The sequence below is a fragment of the Mycobacterium sp. E2479 genome (assembly GCF_001667925.1).
In the GTDB taxonomy this organism is placed as follows: Bacteria; Actinomycetota; Actinomycetes; order Mycobacteriales; family Mycobacteriaceae; genus Mycobacterium.
Window position 1 is genome coordinate 62246 of sequence record NZ_LZJR01000062.1, and the last position, 18348, is coordinate 80593.

The 18348-nt window shown below is 69.2% G+C and carries 13 protein-coding genes; 8 read left to right on the plus strand and 5 right to left on the minus strand.

The window, feature by feature from the left end; genetic code table 11:
- Positions 1–61: 61 nt before the first annotated feature.
- Positions 62–934: a MaoC/PaaZ C-terminal domain-containing protein gene (locus A5686_RS07745; protein ID WP_067932744.1), complete on the plus strand. Its 873-nt coding sequence runs from the start codon at positions 62–64 to the stop codon at positions 932–934.
- 158 nt (positions 935–1092) lie between these two features.
- Here A5686_RS07745 and otsB read toward each other — a convergent pair whose 3' ends face one another.
- On the minus strand, positions 1093–2238 hold the full coding sequence (gene otsB, locus A5686_RS07750) for a trehalose-phosphatase (protein WP_067932746.1): 1146 nt from the start codon (positions 2236–2238) through the stop codon (positions 1093–1095).
- 41 nt (positions 2239–2279) lie between these two features.
- Positions 2280–3626, minus strand: a complete 1347-nt coding sequence (locus A5686_RS07755) for a wax ester/triacylglycerol synthase domain-containing protein (protein WP_067932748.1) — start codon at positions 3624–3626, stop codon at positions 2280–2282.
- 168 nt (positions 3627–3794) lie between these two features.
- Here A5686_RS07755 and A5686_RS07760 point away from each other — a divergent pair, with 168 nt between their 5' ends.
- Both A5686_RS07760 and A5686_RS07765 read left to right on the plus strand, forming a co-directional pair.
- Positions 3795–7076 (plus strand): error-prone DNA polymerase, encoded by a 3282-nt coding sequence (locus A5686_RS07760; RefSeq protein WP_067932751.1) that lies wholly within the window; start codon positions 3795–3797, stop codon positions 7074–7076.
- A 98-nt stretch (positions 7077–7174) separates the two neighbouring features.
- Entirely contained in the window at positions 7175–7819 is a 645-nt protein-coding gene (locus A5686_RS07765; RefSeq protein ID WP_067932753.1) for a nitroreductase family protein, read from the plus strand.
- A gap of 173 nt (positions 7820–7992) precedes the next feature.
- Here A5686_RS07765 and A5686_RS07770 read toward each other — a convergent pair whose 3' ends face one another.
- The gene (locus tag A5686_RS07770; protein WP_067932755.1) at positions 7993–8457 is read right to left on the minus strand and encodes a tRNA (cytidine(34)-2'-O)-methyltransferase; all 465 of its coding nucleotides are present in this window, start codon (positions 8455–8457) and stop codon (positions 7993–7995) included.
- A gap of 17 nt (positions 8458–8474) precedes the next feature.
- On the opposite strand from A5686_RS07770, the gene A5686_RS07775 reads away from it, so the two are divergent.
- The 5 genes from A5686_RS07775 (at position 8475) to A5686_RS07795 (ending at position 13514) form a co-directional block, all read left to right on the plus strand.
- Positions 8475–9080 carry a bifunctional 2-polyprenyl-6-hydroxyphenol methylase/3-demethylubiquinol 3-O-methyltransferase UbiG gene (locus tag A5686_RS07775; protein ID WP_067932757.1) on the plus strand — a complete coding sequence of 202 codons (606 nt, stop codon included), beginning with the start codon at positions 8475–8477 and terminating at the stop codon, positions 9078–9080.
- Between the two features lie 255 nt (positions 9081–9335).
- The gene (locus A5686_RS07780) at positions 9336–12158 is read left to right on the plus strand and encodes an ATP-binding protein (RefSeq protein ID WP_067932786.1); all 2823 of its coding nucleotides are present in this window, start codon (positions 9336–9338) and stop codon (positions 12156–12158) included.
- Positions 12158–12565 (plus strand): serine protease inhibitor, encoded by a 408-nt coding sequence (locus tag A5686_RS07785; protein WP_067932759.1) that lies wholly within the window; start codon positions 12158–12160, stop codon positions 12563–12565. Before A5686_RS07780 ends, A5686_RS07785 begins: the two co-directional genes overlap by 1 nt.
- Positions 12566–12571: 6 nt before the next feature.
- Positions 12572–12946, plus strand: coding sequence for a DUF742 domain-containing protein (locus A5686_RS07790; protein ID WP_067932761.1), 375 nt, complete (start codon positions 12572–12574; stop codon positions 12944–12946).
- Positions 12927–13514 (plus strand): ATP/GTP-binding protein, encoded by a 588-nt coding sequence (locus tag A5686_RS07795; RefSeq protein WP_067932763.1) that lies wholly within the window; start codon positions 12927–12929, stop codon positions 13512–13514. The genes A5686_RS07790 and A5686_RS07795 overlap by 20 nt, the downstream gene beginning before the upstream one ends.
- 115 nt (positions 13515–13629) lie before the next feature.
- Here A5686_RS07795 and A5686_RS07800 read toward each other — a convergent pair whose 3' ends face one another.
- Both A5686_RS07800 and A5686_RS07805 read right to left on the minus strand, forming a co-directional pair.
- Positions 13630–16200, minus strand: coding sequence for an ATP-binding cassette domain-containing protein (locus tag A5686_RS07800; RefSeq protein ID WP_067932765.1), 2571 nt, complete (start codon positions 16198–16200; stop codon positions 13630–13632).
- A gap of 36 nt (positions 16201–16236) precedes the next feature.
- A partial coding sequence (locus A5686_RS07805) for an ATP-binding cassette domain-containing protein (protein ID WP_197520513.1) occupies positions 16237–18348 on the minus strand: 2112 nt, incomplete at its 5' end.

Consider the following 18348-nt stretch of genomic DNA (forward strand, 5'->3'; position numbering starts at 1 on the left):
CCGCGATTCCGTCAGATGCCAGAGTGGACCGAGGATCCCTACCAACGATCAGGAGACTTCCATGGCGATTGATCCGAGTGCCGTCGGGGCGGTCACCGAGCCCATGCAGTTCGAATGGACCGACCGGGACACGCTGCTCTACGCGCTCGGTGTCGGAGCCGGGGTCGACGACCTGGCATTCACCACCGAGAACAGCCACGACATCGACCAGCAGGTGCTGCCCACCTATGCAGTCATCTGCTGCCCGGCCTTCGGAGCGGCCGGCCTGGTCGGAAAGTTCAACTGGGCCATGCTGTTACACGGATCGCAGAGCATCCGGCTGCACGCACCGCTGCCGCCCGCGGGCAGGCTCTCGGTGGTTTCCGAGGTCGCCGACATCCAGGACAAGGGCGAGGGCAAGAACGCGATCCTGGTGTTGCGCGGCAGGGGCACCGACCCGGAATCCGGGCAGCTGATCGCCGAGACGCTCACCACGCTCGTCATTCGGGGCGAGGGCGGCTTCGGGGGGATGCCGGGTCAGCGGCCGGTCGCACCGGAATTCCCGGACCGCGAGCCCGACGCGCGCGTCGCGCTGCCCACCCGCGAAGACCAGGCGCTGATCTACCGGCTCTCCGGGGACCGCAACCCGCTGCACAGCGACCCGTGGTTCGCCCGGGAACTGGCCGGCTTCCCCAAGCCGATCCTGCACGGGTTATGCACCTATGGGGTTTCGGGCCGCGCGCTGGTCGCCGAGTTGGGCCAGGGCGTCGCGGCCAACATCACGTCGATCGCCTCACGGTTCACCTCGCCAGTGTTCCCCGGCGAGACACTGACCACGCTGATCTGGCGTACCGAGGAAGGTAAGGCGGTGTTCCGCACCGAGGCGTCCGGTCCGGACGGGGCCGACACCCGGGTGGTGCTCGACGACGGCGCCGTGGAATACGCCCAGTCCTGATGGCGCCGGCCCGCTGCGCGCGGCTTCGCCGCGCTTGCGACCGTCGCTGGCGCTGATGGCGCCGGCCCGCTGCGTGCGGCTTCGCCGCGCTTGCGACCGTCGCTGGCGCTGATGGCGCCGGCCCGCTGCGCGCGGCTTCGCCGCGCTTGCGACCGTCGCTAGCGCGACAGCTGATCCGCCAGCCGGGCGGTGAATTCGCTTGCCCGAGCGGGACCGTCCAGCGCGTACAGCGCTGCGGTGGCGCGGTCTCCGTCGTCGCCGTGCCGCACCAGGATCGGCACGCCATCGGCTCGCACCGCGTCGAACGCGTCCTCGTCGGTGATGTCGTCGCCGAGGTACACCGGCGTCAGGGCAACCGACCCGGCGTCGTGCAGGTGATCAAGCACCCAGCGCAACGTTTTTCCCTTATCCCAGTCCAGGTCGGGGCGCAGCTCGATGACCTCGCGGCCGGTGGTGACGCGAAGCTCGTCGCGGCGACCCGCGGCGCGCACCGCCGCCAGCACCTCGCCGACGCGGTCGCGATCGGCATTGCGGTAATGCACGGCCACCCCGAATCGCTTGTGTTCCACCACAACACCGGCAATCGCGCCGAGCTGGTCGCGCAGCTGACCGGCCGCCTGCTCGAGCACCGGGATGGCGGTGGCCGCGTCGTCGTTCTGGTGGTGCGTTCCGTCGGGGGCGGTCAGCTCGAAACCGTGGCTACCCGCATACCAGAGACCGGGTACGCCAACACGATTCGTGACGTCGGCGAGGTCGCGCCCGGACAGCACCGCGACCGGACACCGCGCGGCCAGATTTACCAGCGCCTCGGTGGCCCCGGCGACTGGCCGCGCCGAGTCCGGGTCATCGACGATGTCGGAGAGCGTGCCGTCGAAGTCGAAGAACACTGCCGGTCGCCTGTCGGCCAGCCCGTCGGCCAAGGCCTGAAACGCATCGGGCAGCTGCGACATGCGGCGATCGCCGGTCCGCACGGTGACGTCGTCCAGATCGGCGACCACCGCGTCGGCCCCCGCCTCGCGTAACGCGTCGCCGTGCCCGGCCGGATCGACAGCGATCACCAGCGCGAAGCCGGCGGCGCGCGCGGCCTCGACGCCCTCGGCGTGCCCGGCGACCACGACGCAACGGCCGGGCCGTACCCCCAGGCGGTTGGCCGCCTGCACCGGACCGTCCGCCGAAATGACGGTGCTGCTCACCCCGGTTTCGCGCAGGTGTGCGGCCAGTGTGGAGCCCGGCGCGGTGTCGATGTCGAACAGCACCGCGTCGTGGCGGCGCGGGTCGATGATGACCGGCCCGGACTTGCCCATTGACCCACCTTCTCACGGTGGTCCGCCGTGCGGAGACTGGGTCAGTGACGCGCGCGACCCGGCGCCGAGGGATGGGTCGGCGGCACGGGGCGGACCACCGGGCGCGCGGAAGGCTTGCGCGCGAACAACAACACGGAATCGTCGCCTAGGGCCACCAGGCGCTCCATGCCCAACTCGATGCCTGCGGCCAGCTGCTTGACGTCGAACGCGTCGCCCTGTTCGACGGTGATTCCGAAGACCAGTTCGTCGCCGTAGCTCAACACCGCCACACCGGTGTGCAGCGCCGCGGCGGTCGGGGGGATCGGCAGCAGCCGCTCCAAGGTCTGGCCCATCACCCGCAGGTGACGGCGTGGCCCGGGCACGTTGGTGGCCAAGGTTACGATGGCGCGCTGCGGGAGGTGGGAGAGCAGTTGTAACACGTTGCTACGCAACGTGGTTGGCAAACAGCCGATCATCGATTCTACGATGCCGGCCGGTCGCGGCTGAGCTGTCTGCTTGGCCTGCCACCTGGTATGGACCGTCTGCAACCGCCGCACCGGATCGTCGTGTTCGACGGGCAGGTGTGAAAGCATCGCCGAGCGCACCGGCATCGGCGCCAGGATGCGCAGCGAGTCCGCCCGCGGTTCCTCGCCGCGCCCGAGCAGCGCCGTGCGAAATCCCTCGGTGACGGCGGCGAGCGCGACGTCGTTGACGCTGACCCCGAACTTGCGGCAGACGCTGTCGACGTCCGCGATCGGCACGCGTACCGTGCTGTAGCGCCGCAGGGCGGTGGCCGCCTCGGTCCGCATCCCCGGCCACATCGCGTCGACCAGGGCGCCGGTGATGTTGCCCGCGGTCGACGAAGCCCGCCACAGCGCGTCGACCCAGCCAGGCTTGCCTGCGACCGGTGACGAAACCTGTTTTGCCGCAGCACTGTTGGCGAAGACATCCGCGTCGGCGTCGTCACACAGCCTGCTGATCAGGCGGGCGGCCGAGTTGCCGTCGAGCAGTCCGTGATGGGTTTTCATCAGGATCGCCCACCGGTTGCCCTGCAGGCCCTCGATGACCCAGCACTCCCACGGTGGGCGGTTCAGATCGAGGGTGCGTTCCAGGGCGTAGGCGATGGCCCGGGACAGCTCGGCCTCGTCGCCGGGGTGGGGAATGGCTACCCGGCGCACGTGGTGGGCCAGGTCGAAGTCCGGGCAGTCGATCCATTCCTGGTGCAGCGGATGCGCACGCAGCAGCTGCGTGCAGCGAGTGATCGGCTGGATGCGTTCCGCCAGAAGGCGTTTGAGCCGCTCGTAATCGGGGGCGGTGCCGTCGACGATGGCGACCGCGCCGATCGCCAAGCTCGCATGCCGGTCCGGATCGTGGGCTTGAAGAAATGCCGTATCCAGTGTCTGTGCCATGCCGGCTCCCGCTAGTCCGCTTTGTTGAACTTGTGCCAGTATCTGTCGACCCAGTGATTTGCGGTAGTACGCGCACGTTAAGAGCTTGTTTAGGAGTTGAAGTTCGGCTTAACAACCGTTGTGCTGAGCCTCGGTTAAATCGAACACCAGTTCGATATACTCGCACTCGTGGGCTGGTTCAACGGGCCGCCGAGCTGGGCGGAAATGGAGCGGGTGCTCGACAGCAAGCCCCGCCACGCCGGGGAGTCGGCGGGCCCGGAATCCGACGGCCCGCTGTCGCGCAGGCGAGCGACGTATCAGCCGCCGGATGACGGCCGGGCGTCCCGCTCATCCGTCGCTTATGCCGAACTGCATGCGCACTCGGCGTTCAGCTTTCTGGACGGGGCGAGCACACCCGAGGAGCTGGTCGAGGAGGCGGCCCGGCTAGACCTGCGCGCCCTGGCGCTCACCGACCACGACGGACTGTATGGGGCGGTGCGGTTCGCCGAAGCGGCGGCCGAGCTCGACATGCGCACCGTGTTCGGCGCCGAACTGTCGCTTGGCCCGGGTGCCCGCACCGAGCAGCCGGATCCGCCCGGCCCGCACCTGCTGGCGCTGGCCCGGGGCGCGGAGGGTTACCGGCGGTTGTCGCGACAACTGGCCGCGGCCCATCTGGCCGGCGGCGAGAAAGGCAAGCCGCGCTACGATTTCGACGCGCTGACCGAGGCCGCCGGCGGGCACTGGCACATCCTGACGGGCTGCCGCAAAGGGCATGTCCGCCAGGCACTTTCCGAAGGCGGCCCATCGGCGGCGGAGCGGGCGCTGGCCAATCTGGTGGACCGGTTCGGGGCTCACCGGGTCAGCATCGAGCTGACCCATCACGGCCAACCGCTCGACGACGAACGCAACGGGGTGCTGGCCGCGCTGGCCCCACGCTTCGGTGTCGGTGTCGTCGCCACCACCGGCGCGCATTTCGCGGGGCCGTCGCGGCGCCGGCTGGCCATGGCGATGGGCGCCATCCGGGCGCGGGAGTCGCTGGATTCGGCCGCCGGATGGCTGGCCCCGCTGGGCGGCTCGCACCTGCGCTCGGGTGAGGAGATGGCCCGGTTGTTCGGGCAGCGGCCCGACGTGGTGACCGCGGCCGCCGAGCTGGGCGAGCAGTGCGCGTTCGGCCTGGCGCTCATCGCGCCGCAGTTGCCGCCCTTCGACGTGCCCGTCGGGCACACCGAGGACAGCTGGCTGCGGCAGTTGACCATGACCGGGGCGCGTGACCGTTACGGGTCGGCCGAGCACGCGCCGCGCGCGTATGCCCAAATCGAACGTGAACTGAAAGTCATTGCCCAGCTGGCGTTCCCGGGCTATTTTTTGGTTGTGCACGACATCGCCCGGTTCTGCCGGGACAACAACATCCTGTGCCAGGGCCGGGGATCGGCCGCCAACTCCGCGGTCTGTTACGCCCTTGGTGTCACCGCCGTCGACCCGGTGGCCAACGAGTTGCTGTTCGAGCGCTTTCTGTCACCGGCCCGCGACGGGCCGCCCGACATCGACATGGACATCGAATCCGATCAGCGCGAAAAGGTCATCCAGTACGTCTACGACAAATACGGCCGCGACTACGCCGCCCAGGTCGCCAACGTCATCACCTACCGGGGCAAGATCGCGGTGCGCGACATGGCCCGCGCCCTGGGCTTCTCGCAGGGGCAGCAGGACGCGTGGAGCAAGCAGATCAGCCACTGGAACGGGCTGGCCGACTCACCCGATGTGGAGGGCATCCCCGAACCGGTGGTCGACCTGGCCAACCAGATCCGGAACCTTCCGCGGCACATGGGAATTCATTCCGGTGGCATGGTGATCTGTGACCGCCCGATCGCCGACGTGTGCCCGGTGGAGTGGGCGCGCATGGAGAACCGCAGCGTCCTGCAGTGGGACAAAGACGACTGCGCGGCAATCGGTTTGGTGAAGTTCGACCTGCTGGGGCTGGGGATGCTCTCGGCGCTGCACTATGCCATCGACCTGGTGGCCGAGCACAAGGGGATCGAGGTGGACCTGGCCCGCCTCGACCTCTCCGAACCGGCGGTGTACGAGATGCTGGCCCGCGCCGATTCCGTCGGCGTGTTCCAGGTGGAGTCTCGCGCGCAGATGGCCACGCTGCCGCGGCTGAAGCCGCGGGTGTTCTACGACCTGGTGGTGGAGGTCGCGCTGATCCGTCCCGGCCCCATCCAGGGCGGGTCGGTGCATCCCTACATCCGGCGGCGCAACGGCCTGGATCCAGTGGTTTATGACCACCCGTCGATGGAGCCGGCATTGCGAAAGACGCTGGGGGTTCCGCTCTTTCAGGAACAACTGATGCAGCTCGCGGTCGACTGTGCCGGATTCTCGGCCGCCGAGGCCGATCAGCTGCGCCGCGCCATGGGGTCCAAGCGCTCGACCGAACGCATGCGACGGCTGCGCGGCCGGTTCTATGAGGGCATGCGCACGCTGCACGGCGCCCCGGACGAGGTGATAGACCGCACCTACGAAAAACTGGAAGCCTTCGCCAATTTCGGTTTTCCCGAAAGCCATGCGCTGAGCTTCGCGTCGCTGGTGTTCTACTCGTCGTGGTTCAAGCTGCACCATCCGGCGGCCTTCTGCGCCGCGCTGCTGCGCGCCCAGCCGATGGGGTTCTACTCGCCGCAGTCGCTGGTGGCCGATGCGCGCCGGCACGGCGTGACGGTGCACGGCCCGGACGTCAACGCCAGCCTGGCGCACGCCACCTTGGAAGCCAGAGGAACCGAGGTGCGTCTCGGTCTGGGGGCGGTCCGACATATCGGCGACGACCTGGCCGAACAACTCGTCGACGAGCGAAAATCCAACGGCCCGTTCGCTTCTGTGCTGGACCTGACGACCCGGCTGCAGCTTTCGGTGCCGCAGACCGAGGCGCTGGCGACGGCGGGGGCTCTTGGCTGCTTCGGCATGTCCCGGCGCGAGGCGTTGTGGGCGGCCGGGGCCGCGGCCACCCAGCGGCCGGGCCGCCTGCCCGGGGTGGGATCGTCGTCGCATATCCCGGCGCTGCCCGGGATGAGCGAGCTGGAATTGGCCGCCGCCGACGTGTGGGCCACCGGGGTCTCCCCGGACAACTATCCGACGCAGTTCCTGCGGGCCGATCTGGACGCGATGGGGGTGGTGCCCGCCGAGAAGCTGGGCTCGGTGCCCGACGGCGACCGCGTGCTGATCGCGGGCGCGGTCACCCATCGGCAGCGGCCCGGCACGGCCCAGGGGGTCACGTTCATCAACCTCGAGGACGAAACCGGGATGATCAACGTGCTCTGCGCGCCGGGGGTTTGGGCGCGGCACCGCAAGCTGGCGAACTCGGCCCCGGCGTTGCTGGTGCGCGGGCAGGTGCAAAACGCCAGCGGCGCGATCACTGTCGTCGCCGAACGGTTGGGCCGCATTTCGCTGTCCGTCGGCTCGAAGTCTCGTGACTTTCGCTGATTCCGGCGCCGAACGTGCACTCACGGCGAGAAATTCGCGAAAACTTCGCCGTGAGTGCACGTTCGGCGGCGCCCGGCCGCCTCGGTAGTGTCCACTGCATGACCCTCAATTTGTCCGTCGACGAAGTCCTCACCACCACCCGCTCGGTCCGCAAGCGTCTCGACTTCGACAAGCCGGTCGGCCGCGACCTGCTGATGGAATGTCTCGAACTGGCGCTGCAGGCGCCGACCGGTTCCAATTCACAAGGCTGGCAATGGGTGTTCGTCGAGGACGCGGACAAGAAGAAGGCGATCGCCGACGTCTACCTGAAGAACGCGCGGGCCTACCTCGCCTCGCCCACCCCGGAGTACGGCGAAGGGGACGCCCGCGGCGAGCGGATGGACAAGGTCCGCGACTCCGCGAGCTACCTCGCCGAGCACATGCACGAGGCGCCGGTGCTGATGATCCCCTGCCTCTTCGGCCGGGAGGAGAAGCAGCCGCTGGGCGGGGTCTCGTTCTGGGCTTCGCTGTTTCCGGCCGTGTGGAGCTTCTGCCTGGCGCTGCGCTCCCGGGGATTGGGGTCCTGCTGGACGACGCTGCACTTGCTCGGTGACGGTGAACAGCAGGTCGCGGACGTGCTCGGCATCCCGCACGACACATACAGCCAGGGCGGACTGTTTCCCATCGCCTACACCAAGGGCACCGACTTCCGCCGGGCCAAGCGGCTGCCCGCCGAGCAGCTCACTCACTGGAATGCCTGGTAATCAGGTCTGAAGAGGCCAAACCTCGACGATCCCGCGCGCGACCGCACACGGCGTCTGGCTCACCCGCTCGATTGCCGCTTCAATGTCAAGGCGGTATCCGGCCTTTTGCCGTAACCGATCGTGATGAAGATGGGCATATTGATGCTGACTCTTCTGTGATGCAGAACTCGTCGCTACACCGCGCCCGGGTAGCCGTGCTGCCGCCAGGCTTCGTAGACGGCGACCGCCGCGGCGTTGGAGAGATTAAGCGAGCGCCGGCCCGCCAGCATCGGGATTCGCACCTGGGCGGTGATGTGCGGGTCGGCCAGCGTCGCGGTGTCCAACCCGGTGGGTTCGGGACCGAACATCAGCACGTCGCCGTCGTGGTAGCGCACGTCGGCGAACGAGGTCGGCGCCTGCGAGGTGAAAGCGAACACCCGCCGCGGTGACAGCGCCGACCAGGCGGCCGCGAGCGACGCGTGCACGGTGACCGACGCGAGGTCGTGGTAGTCCAGGCCCGCCCGGCGCAGTTTGGGTTCGGACAGGTCGAATCCCATCGGCTCGACCAGATGCAATTCGCAACCCGTCGCCGCCGCCGTCCGGATGGCGTTGCCGGTGTTGGGCGGGATCCGCGGCGCGTAGAACATCAGCTTGAACACAACGGGATAATGGTCCCATGGTCGAGCAGAGCATCTGGATGCAGAAGGTCACTGCCGATCCGGGGCATTCGCAGTGGTATATCGAGCGTTTCCGGGCCATGGCCCGCGCCGGCGACGACCTGGCCGGCGAGGCCCGCTTCGTGGACGCCATGGCGCCGCGCGGCGCGCGGATTCTCGACGCCGGCTGCGGGCCCGGTCGGTTGGGCGGGTATCTGGCCAAGGCCGGTCACGACGTGGTCGGTGTCGACGTCGATCCGGCGCTGATCGCGGCGGCTGAGCAGGACTATCCGGGCCCGCGCTGGCTGGTCGGCGACCTCGCCGAGCTGGACCTGCCCGCCCGCGGCATCGCCGAACCCTTCGACGTGATCGTGTCCGCCGGCAACGTCATGACGTTCCTTGCCCCGAGCACCCGGGTCCAGGTGCTGAGCCGGCTACGCGCCCACATTGCCGACGATGGCCGCGCGGCGATCGGCTTCGGCGCCTACCGCGAATACGAGTTCGCCGACTTTCTCAACGATGCGGCCGACGCGGGCTTCGCACCCGATCTGCTGCTGTCGACCTGGGATATGCGCCCGTTCACCGACGACTCCGATTTCCTCGTCGCGCTCCTTCGGCCGGCCTAGGCTCTCGCGCTCTAAGTGTTTGCCAGGCTTAACCGCGCGGGTGCGACGCCACCTTGGAGGGACCTGTCTGCTCAGTAACGATTCTGGTGGCATGCGCCGTGGGCTGTCATACTCGTCGGATTGCCACACCTACACGCACACGCGTATTTGGCGCGGGGCGGGGCCAAATAAAGCAGGAAGTTTCATGAGCCTCTCGTTTCTCTCAACGCTCGGTGTCAGCTCAGCGGCCGGTAGCACGGCCGCGATGACGTGACCATGTTCACCCGCCCGGCCAACCCGGCCGGGGCGGATGTCGTAGAGCCGGCACCCAACGGCGGTGCCGAGGCCGCGTCGGCCAAACGCCCGCCGACCTGGTCGCTGAGCAACTGGCCGGTGCGCTGGAAGGTACTGGCGATTGTGCTGGTCCCGCTGGTATTGGCGACGGTGTTCGGTACGCTGCGCATCCACGGCGCCATGGCAAACGCGGCCGGCCTGCGGCTGGCCGCCACCCGCGCCGACATGGTGCCGGTGATCACCAAGTACATGTCGGCACTGGACGTCGCGCTGCTGGCGAGCTCCACCGGACGCGACGCCGAGGGCGCCAAGAAGAACTATGAGGCGCGCAAGTACGAGCTGCAGAGCAGGCTGGACGACACCGACGTCAGCCCCGAGGTCAGCTCGGGAGTGAGCAACCTGCTCGATGGCGGTCAGATGCTGGTGAGCAAGGCGTCCGACCCGGGACTCGGTTTGCGGGAGCGGGTGACGCTCTACGCGCCGATCCTGTTGACGGCCGAAGACGTCATCAACGCCTCGGTCCGCGTCGATGACGAAAAGATCCGCGCCCAGGCGCAGGGCCTGAGCCGGGCGGTCGGGGCCCGCGGACAGATGACGATGCAGAAAATCCTGATCACCCGGGGGGCCGAGCTTCCCGAGCCGCAGCTGCGGACGTCGATGATCACCCTGGCCGGCACCGAACCGTCGACGCTGTTCGGCATGAGCGAAGTGCTCGGCGCCGGATCGCCCGAGGCCAAGACGCTGCAACAGCAGATGGTGAACCGGATGGCGATCATGTCCGATCCGGCCAGCGTGCTCGTCGACAACGCCGATCTGCTGCGTTCGATCCAGACCACCGACGACATCGCCGATCAGGTCATCAAGGATTCCACCGCGTCGGTCACCAAGTCGGTGCACGCGCAGGCCGCCGAGCGCCGCTCGGCCGCGATCTTGGACGCCGTGCTGGTGCTGGCCGCCATCGTGGTCGCGCTCCTGGTGGTGCTGCTGGTGGCGCGCGCCCTGGTGCGGCCGCTGCGCATCCTGCGCGACGGCGCCCTCAAAGTCGCCCACACCGATCTCGAAGAGGAGATCGCGAGCGTGAAAGCCGGTGGGGCTGAACCGGTTCCGAGCCCGTTGCCGGTGTACACCACCGAGGAGATCGGCCAGGTCGCCCACGCGGTCGACGAGCTGCACACCCAGGCGCTGCTGCTGGCCGGCGACGAGGCGCGGTTGCGGCTGCTGGTCAACGACATGTTCGAGACCATGTCGCGGCGCAACCGCACGCTGGTGGACCAGCAGCTGGCGCTCATCGACCGGCTGGAGCGCAACGAGGAGAACCCCGACCGGCTCGACAGCCTGTTCCGGCTCGACCACCTTGCGGCACGGCTGCGCCGGAACAGCGCCAACCTGCTGGTGCTGGCCGGTGCGCCGCTCGCCCGCGACCAGCGCGACCCGGTGCCGCTGGCCACCGTGATCAACGCCGCCGTGTCAGAAGTCGAGGACTACCGCCGGGTCGAACTCGCCGGGCTGCCCGACTGTGCGCTGATCGGCGCGGCCGCCGGCGGCGCCATCCACCTGTTCGCCGAGCTGATCGACAACGCGTTGCGCTACTCGCCGCCGGCGACCTCTGCCCGCGTCTCGGCGTCGCGCGGCGGCGACGGGGGCGTCGTGGTGCGGATCGCCGACGCCGGTTTGGGCATGAACGACGCCGACCGGCGCATGGCCAACATGCGGCTGCAGGCCGGCGGCGACGTCAGCCCCGACAACGCCCGGCACATGGGTCTTTTCGTGGTCGGCCGGATCGCGGCCAGGCACGGGCTCCGGGTAGGCCTGCGCGGCCCGGCGCCCAACGAAAAGGGCTCGGGTACCACCGCCGAGGTCTACCTACCGCCGACGGTGCTCGCCGGCTCGGCCGTCGCCGAGTCGACGGCGCCCCGCCACATCCGCGCGGTCTCCTCGCCGAGCGTCAAGCTCGCGAACGCAAACGCCACCGCCGCGGAAGACGCCGGGCAAAACGGCGGCGCGCAGGAGCCGGCGGCGCGCACCGCAGCGGAGGCCTCCGGGCCGTCGGTCACCTTGCTGCCCCGCCGCAACCCGGGTTCCAGCGGCATCACCGAAGTTCCGGCCCCACCCGCCGAACAGCAACCCCGCCGCCAGCGCCGCGAGCTGGCCACCCCCTGGTGGGAGAACGCCCCCGAGCCTGCGTCCGCGCCGGTTTCGGAGCCCGAATCGGCGCCCGAGCCGAAACCGGCGGAGGCGCAGCCGGCCCGGGCGGCGTCGGACACCTCGGCGTTCTTCTCCGCGCGCTCCCGGGAGGCGGACAGCCGCGCGGAGTCCCGGCACGAGCAGCCGGCGCAACCGACCCCGTTCTCGTCCGTCCCGGCGGCACCGAAGGCCCAAGCGGGCACTACTGACGACGACGTCATCTATCGACGGATGCTGTCGGAGATGCTGGGCGACCCACACGACCTGGTCAACAGCCCCGACCTGGATTGGCAGTCGGTCTGGGATCGCGGCTGGACGCTGGCGGCCGCGGCCGAGGAGAAGCCCGTCGAGGCGCACACCACCGACCACGGCCTGCCGGTGCGAACGCCCGGCGCCCGGCTGGTGCCCGGCGGAGCCAACGGCATCCAACAGGACGAGCCGGCCGAAGCAGACCAGGGCCTGAACGGCCGATCCCCGTCGCACCGGGAGCCGCAGCACGCGGCCACCGGACCTTTAGCGCGGGACCCCGAGGCGGTTCGCGCCTCGTTCAGTAGCCATTTCGGCGGCGTGCGCACCGGACGCTCGCACGCCCGTGAGACCGACCAAGGATCCGACCAATAATGACGTCATCGGACAACTCCCTGGACTGGCTGGTTACCAGGTTCGCCCGCGAGGTCCCCGGCGTCGCGCACGCGCTGCTGGTGTCCGTCGATGGGCTGCCCATCGCCGCCAGCGAGCATCTCCCGCGGGAACGCGCCGACCAGCTCGCGGCCGTGGCCTCCGGGCTGTCCAGCCTGGCCGTGGGAGCGGCGCAGCTGTTCGAGGGCGGGCAGGTGCTGCAGTCGGTGGTCGAAATGCAGAATGGCTACCTGTTGCTGATGCGCGTCGGGGACGGCTCGCACCTGGCGACGCTCGCGGTGGCGTCGTGCGACATCGGTCAGATCGGCTACGAGATGGCCGTCCTGGTCGAGCGGGTGGGCGGCGTAGTCCAGTCGACCCGCCGGTCGGCCGTGCAGCAGCACTCGTGAGATCCGATGGACACTTCCGAGAACTGGCCGGCGCACCGTAAGGGAAATCTGGTCCGCCCGTACACACTGACGTCGGGGCGGACCGACACCAACGTCGACCTTCCCCTCGAGGCGCCGATTCAGACGCTGCAGCCGGGCCTGGCGCACCGATGGCCGCTCAACGATCCGCGAGGCAGAATCATCCAACTGTGCGTCGACAGCCCATCGGTCGCCGAAATCTCGGCCCGGCTGGATCTTCCGCTGGGCGTCGCGCGCGTCCTGGTCGGAGATCTGGTCCTGTCCGGCTACGTTCGAGTGCACAAGACATTATCCGAGCGTTCGACCAGGGATGAGCGCCACGAACTCATAGGAAGGACACTGCGTGGCCTACGCGCACTCTGAGGTACAGCGCGATTCCGGCGCTCATGCGTCGACGAAGATCGTGATCGCCGGCGGCTTCGGGGCCGGTAAAACCACGTTCGTCGGTGCGGTGTCAGAGATCATGCCGCTGCGCACCGAGGCGATGCTCACCGACGCCTCGACGGGTGTCGACGCGCTCGAGGCCACCCCGGACAAGCGGACCACCACGGTCGCAATGGATTTCGGCCGAATCACCCTGGCCGAAGACCTGGTGCTCTACCTGTTCGGCACGCCGGGTCAGCGCCGTTTCTGGTTCATGTGGGACGACCTGGTGCGCGGCGCGATCGGCGCGGTCGTGCTGGTCGACTGCCGTCGTCTGCAGGACAGCTTCGCCGCGGTCGACTTCTTCGAGCATCGCAACCTGCCGTTTCTCGTCGCGGTGAACGAGTTCGACGGGGCGCCGCGTTATCCGGTCGCCGAGGTGCGCGAGGCGCTGACCCTGCCGACGCACATCCCGGTGATCACCGTCGACGCCAGGGATCGGAGGTCGGCGACCGACGCCCTGATCGCGGTCAGCGAATACGCCCTGGCCAGCCTGTCGGCCAATTGACCACGCGGTGGGTCGACCAAGAATTCGAGGGCCGCGACTTGCCCGTCGACGTCGACCACGCGGTGGCGTTCGCGCTCGCCCACGGGCTGCGGCTGGACGGCTGACCCAGCAGCGCTCAGCGGGTGAGCCGGATGCGCCAGCGCACCAGCGCGGCGTAGGCGACGGTGAGCACCGCGAGCATGCCCATGTCGAACAGCCACGCCGCCGCCGTGTGCTCGAAGTGGCTGTCCCGCGGGCTTTGCGGGCCGGGCGACACCGTCCACAGGTCGACGGTCGACCCCTGCGCCGCGTAACCCCACCGCGACGGCACCAGCCAGGACAGCTGGTCGAGGAAGATCCGATCGGTGACCGGCACCATCCCGCCCGAGAGCACCATCTGCATCATCAGCGACACCACCAGCAGCGGCATGATCTGCTCGCTCGAGCGGGCCAGCGCCGAGAGCAGCAGACCCATCATCGCCGCCGCCACGCACGTCGCCGCGACCCCGACGAACAGCTCGAGGGTGGGGTTACCGAGCAGCACCGCCGGCCGCGTCGGCGGCCCCTTGCCCAGCACCACGATGGCCGTGGCGATGGCCGCCTGAATGATCGCGAACGTGGAGAACACCGCGACCTTGGCCAGCAGGTAGGCCGTGCTCGACAGGCCGACCGCCTGTTCTCGCCGGAAGATCGGCCGCTCACCGATCAGGTCGCGGATGGTCAGCGCCGTTCCCATGAACACGGCCGCCATGGTGAGCAGGGTCAGGATCATCCCCGCCTCGCCGGCCGACTCACTCACCGGATCCGCGTAACCGAAACCGACGTTGCCGGGAACGGTCAGCGAGAGCGCGCCCATGACGAACGGCAGTACCGCCAGGAACACGAAGTAGGCACGGTCCGACACCACCAGCCGGACCTGGCGGCGGGCGATCGTGGAGAACTGATGGCGCTTGCTGGTGCGCGGCTGGGCGCCCAGCTCGGCGGGCGCCTCGGTCCGCGTGGGTGGCGGGGGTCTGTTCTGGGCCAGAAAGCGGCGGTTGGCCTCGTCGGGGTCGGCGCCCACCTTGGCGAAAATGTGCGCCCAGTTGGTGGTTCCCATGGACGCGCCGATCTGGCCGGGCGGGCCGAGGTACGCGGTTTTGCCGCCCGGTGCCATCAGCAACACCTGGTCGCAGACGTCGAGGTAGGTCAGCGAATGGGTGACCACCAGCACCACGCGCCCGGCGTCGGCGAGTTGTCGCAGCATGGTCATGACCTGCAGGTCCAGCGCCGGGTCCAGGCCGGAGGTCGGTTCGTCGAGGATCAGCAGCGACGGACCGGTCAGCAGTTCCAGCGCCACCGAGGCGCGTTTGCGCTGGCCCCCCGAGAGCTTGTCGACGCGGGTGTTCGCGTGCTCGGTCAGGCCCAGCTCGTCGAGGACCTGGGCGACGACCTGCGCGCGATCGGCCTTGCTGGTGTCGGGTGGCAGGCGCAGCTCAGCGGCGTAGCCGAGCGCCTGGCTGACCGTGAGCTGACGGTGCACGACGTCGTCCTGGGGGACCATCCCGATCCGGGTGCGCAGCGAGGCGTACTCGGTGTGGATGTCGTGCCCCTCGAAGGTGACCGAGCCCGACGACGGCGTGGCATACCCGGCGATCAACCGCGACAACGTGGTCTTGCCCGCACCCGACCCGCCGATCAGCGCGGTCAGGGTGCCCGGCCGGGCGACCAGCGAGACGCGCTCGAGCAGGTTCTTCCCGTCGACGCCGAAGTTGACCTCGCGCACCTCCAGGCCGCCGGCGCGGGTCGCCGCCTCGTGGCGGCGAACCAACATGCCGTCGTGGAACACCAGGTCGACGTTGCCGATCGTCACCACGTCGCCGTCGGACAGCGCCGCCGATCCGACCCTGACGCCGTTGACGAAGGTGCCGTTGATGCTGTTCGCGTCGCGGATCTCGGCGCCGGTCGGGGTTGGGTTCAAGAAGGCGTGATGGCGTGAGGCCAGCACGTCGTGAACGACGATGTCGTTGTTGAGCGCGCGCCCGATCCAGGCGGCGCGGCCGGCGGCGGGCCGGCGTTCGGATTCACCTCCCGGGACGCTGACCCAGGTGGTCGGGAACTCCCCGGCGTCGCTGCTCCTGCCGGTGGGCGGGTTCAGCGCGCCGGACTGCGGTGCCGCGCGCGTCGCGGCGGCCGGCGGGATGCTCGGGCCGGCCGACGTGCGCTGTGTGTCTCGCCATGGGAAGGGACGCGACGGCGGCGCGGCGGGCGGCCTTGGCGGACGCGCAGCCGGGCGTGGCGGGGCGGCGGCGGGTCCCGGGCCGGTGGGTTGCGCCCGCACGGGCGCCGAGGCGTCGGGCCGAGCGCTGATGATGGGGAAAGACGTCGTGGTCGGCGGGAGCAGGCCCACGTTGCCCGTATGCTGGCCCACCTCGAAGGTGATCCGCGGGCCATCGGGCTTGCCGATGTTGATCGTCTGGCCGTCGTGGATGTCGACGACCGGCACCCGTCGGCCGTCGAGGTAGACCCCGTTCAGCGAGTTGTTGTCGACCGCGAGCCACCGTCCCTGGTCGAAGCGCAGCAGCACGTGCGCGCGGGCGATCAGCGGGTGTGCCACGCGCAGGTCGGCCCGCAGGTCGCTGCCGACCACCACGTCGCGGCCGGCGGCGAAACTACCTTCGGAGCGGTCGGATCGAGCCGTCAGCACGGGCTGCGCAGGTCGAGTCATCACATCCAGGGCCAGAAGTCGCGGTGGGGGGTCGGCCTAGCGTTTCAGCCGGATATGCCAGCGGACGAAGCCGGTGTAGCCGATCGACAGCGCCGCGAGCATGAGCATGTCGAACACGAAAATGTGCTTGGAGTGCTGCCAGATCGGGTCGTTGGTCGGGATCTGCTTGACCTTCACCAGCGACGGGAAGTCGATCGAGGATGCCCCCGCCGCGTACCCCCAGCGGGCGGGCGTCAGCCACGCCATTTGTTCGAGACCGATGCGCTGATACACCGGGATCATGCCGCTGGAGAACACCAGCTGCGACATGATCGACACCACCAGCAGCGGCATGATCTGCTCGTTGGACTGCGCCAGGGCCGACAGCAGCAGGCCGAGCATGGCCGAGGCCACGCAGGTGCCTGCCACGGTGACGAACAGCGAGAACGTCGAGTTTCCGAAGAACTGGGGATGCGCCGTCGGCGCGCCCTTACCCAGTCGCACGATGATGGTCGCGATCGCCGCCTGGCCGGTTGCGAAGACGCAGAACACCGCGATCTTGGCCAGCAGATAGGCGGTGGTGGACAGGCCGACGGCCTGCTCCCGGCGGAAGATGGCGCGCTCGCCGATCAGGTCGCGAATGGTCAGCGCCGTGCCCATGAAGACGGCACCGATGTTCAACAGCACCATGATGTACTGCGGCTGCGTGGGCGCAGGGCCCATCGGGTCGGCCGGACCGAGGCCCGGGTGCGGGCCCTTCACCGTCAGCGACAGCGCGCCGATGAGGAACGGCAGAATCGCCAGGAAGATCGTGTAACCGCGGTCGGATACTACGAGGCGAACCTGGCGCCGGGCGATCGTGGACAGTTGCCGGAAAAGGTCGGTCTGCGGTGGTTCGCCCAGATCCGCCGGGCTCTCCGGCGTCGGTGGCCGCGACGACTGCTGGTTGCGCTCCTTGAACCTGCGGTTGGCCTCGTCCGGGTCGGCACCCACCTTGGCGAAGATGTCGGCCCAGTTGCGCGTCCCCATGGCGGACTCGACCTGGTCGGGCGGCCCGCAGAACGCGGTCTTGCCGCCGGGGGCGACCAGCAGGATCTGGTCGCACACGTCCAGATACGACACCGAGTGGGTCACCACCAAGACGGTGCGGCCCGCGTCGGCCAGCTGACGCAGCATCAGCATCACCTGACGGTCCAGCGCCGGGTCCAGGCCCGACGTCGGCTCGTCCAGCAGGAGCAGTGACGGCTGGGTGAGCAGCTCGAGGGCGACGGAGGCACGCTTGCGCTGACCGCCCGAGAGCTTGTCGACCCGGGTGTCCGCGTGCTGGGTCATGTCGAGTTCCTCGAGCACCTGCGCGACGACGCGGGCCCGTTCCTCTTTGCTGGTATCGGGCGGCAGCCGCAGTTCGGCCGCGTAGTTGAGCGCCTGGTTGACCGTGAGCTGGCGGTGCACCACGTCGTCCTGCGGGACCATGCCGATCCTGCTGCGCATGGACGCGTACTCGGTGTGGATGTTGTGGCCCTCGAAGGTCACGCTGCCCGAAGTGGGGCTGGTGTAGCCGACGATCAGTCGCGACAAGGTGGTCTTGCCGGCGCCCGACCCACCGATGATGGCGGTGAGTGTCCCCGGTCGGGCGGTCAGCGAGATGTGGTCCAGCAGCTGCTTGCCGTGGTCGACGGTGTAGCAGACGGAGTTGACCTCCAGCCCGCCGCTGCGTGTCGCGGCCTCGGTGCGCCGGACCAAGCCGTCGCCGGTGAAGACCAGGTCGACGTTGCCGATGGTGACCACGTCCCCCTCGGTCAGTACCGCCGAACCGACCCGCACGCCGTTGACGAAGGTCCCGTTCACGCTGTGCGCGTCGCGGATCTCGGTGCCCAGCGGCGTCTGAATCAAGAAGGCGTGGTGGCGTGAGGCAAGCACGTCCTGGATGACGATGTCGTTGTCGGTGGCCCGGCCGATGGTCTGCGACCCGGCGGGCTGCTGGATCGCGCCGGACCGCGACGGCAGCAGCGCCTGGAACATCTTCGTCGCCAGGTTCGCCACCTCGGGCGGCTTGGCGGAGGCGGGGGCCATCTGGGTATGTGGGGTGCCCGAGCCCGCGGCCGGCATCTGCGCGATGGGCGGGGCGCCCACGCAGCCGCAGTACATCATGGTGCTGTTGAACATAAC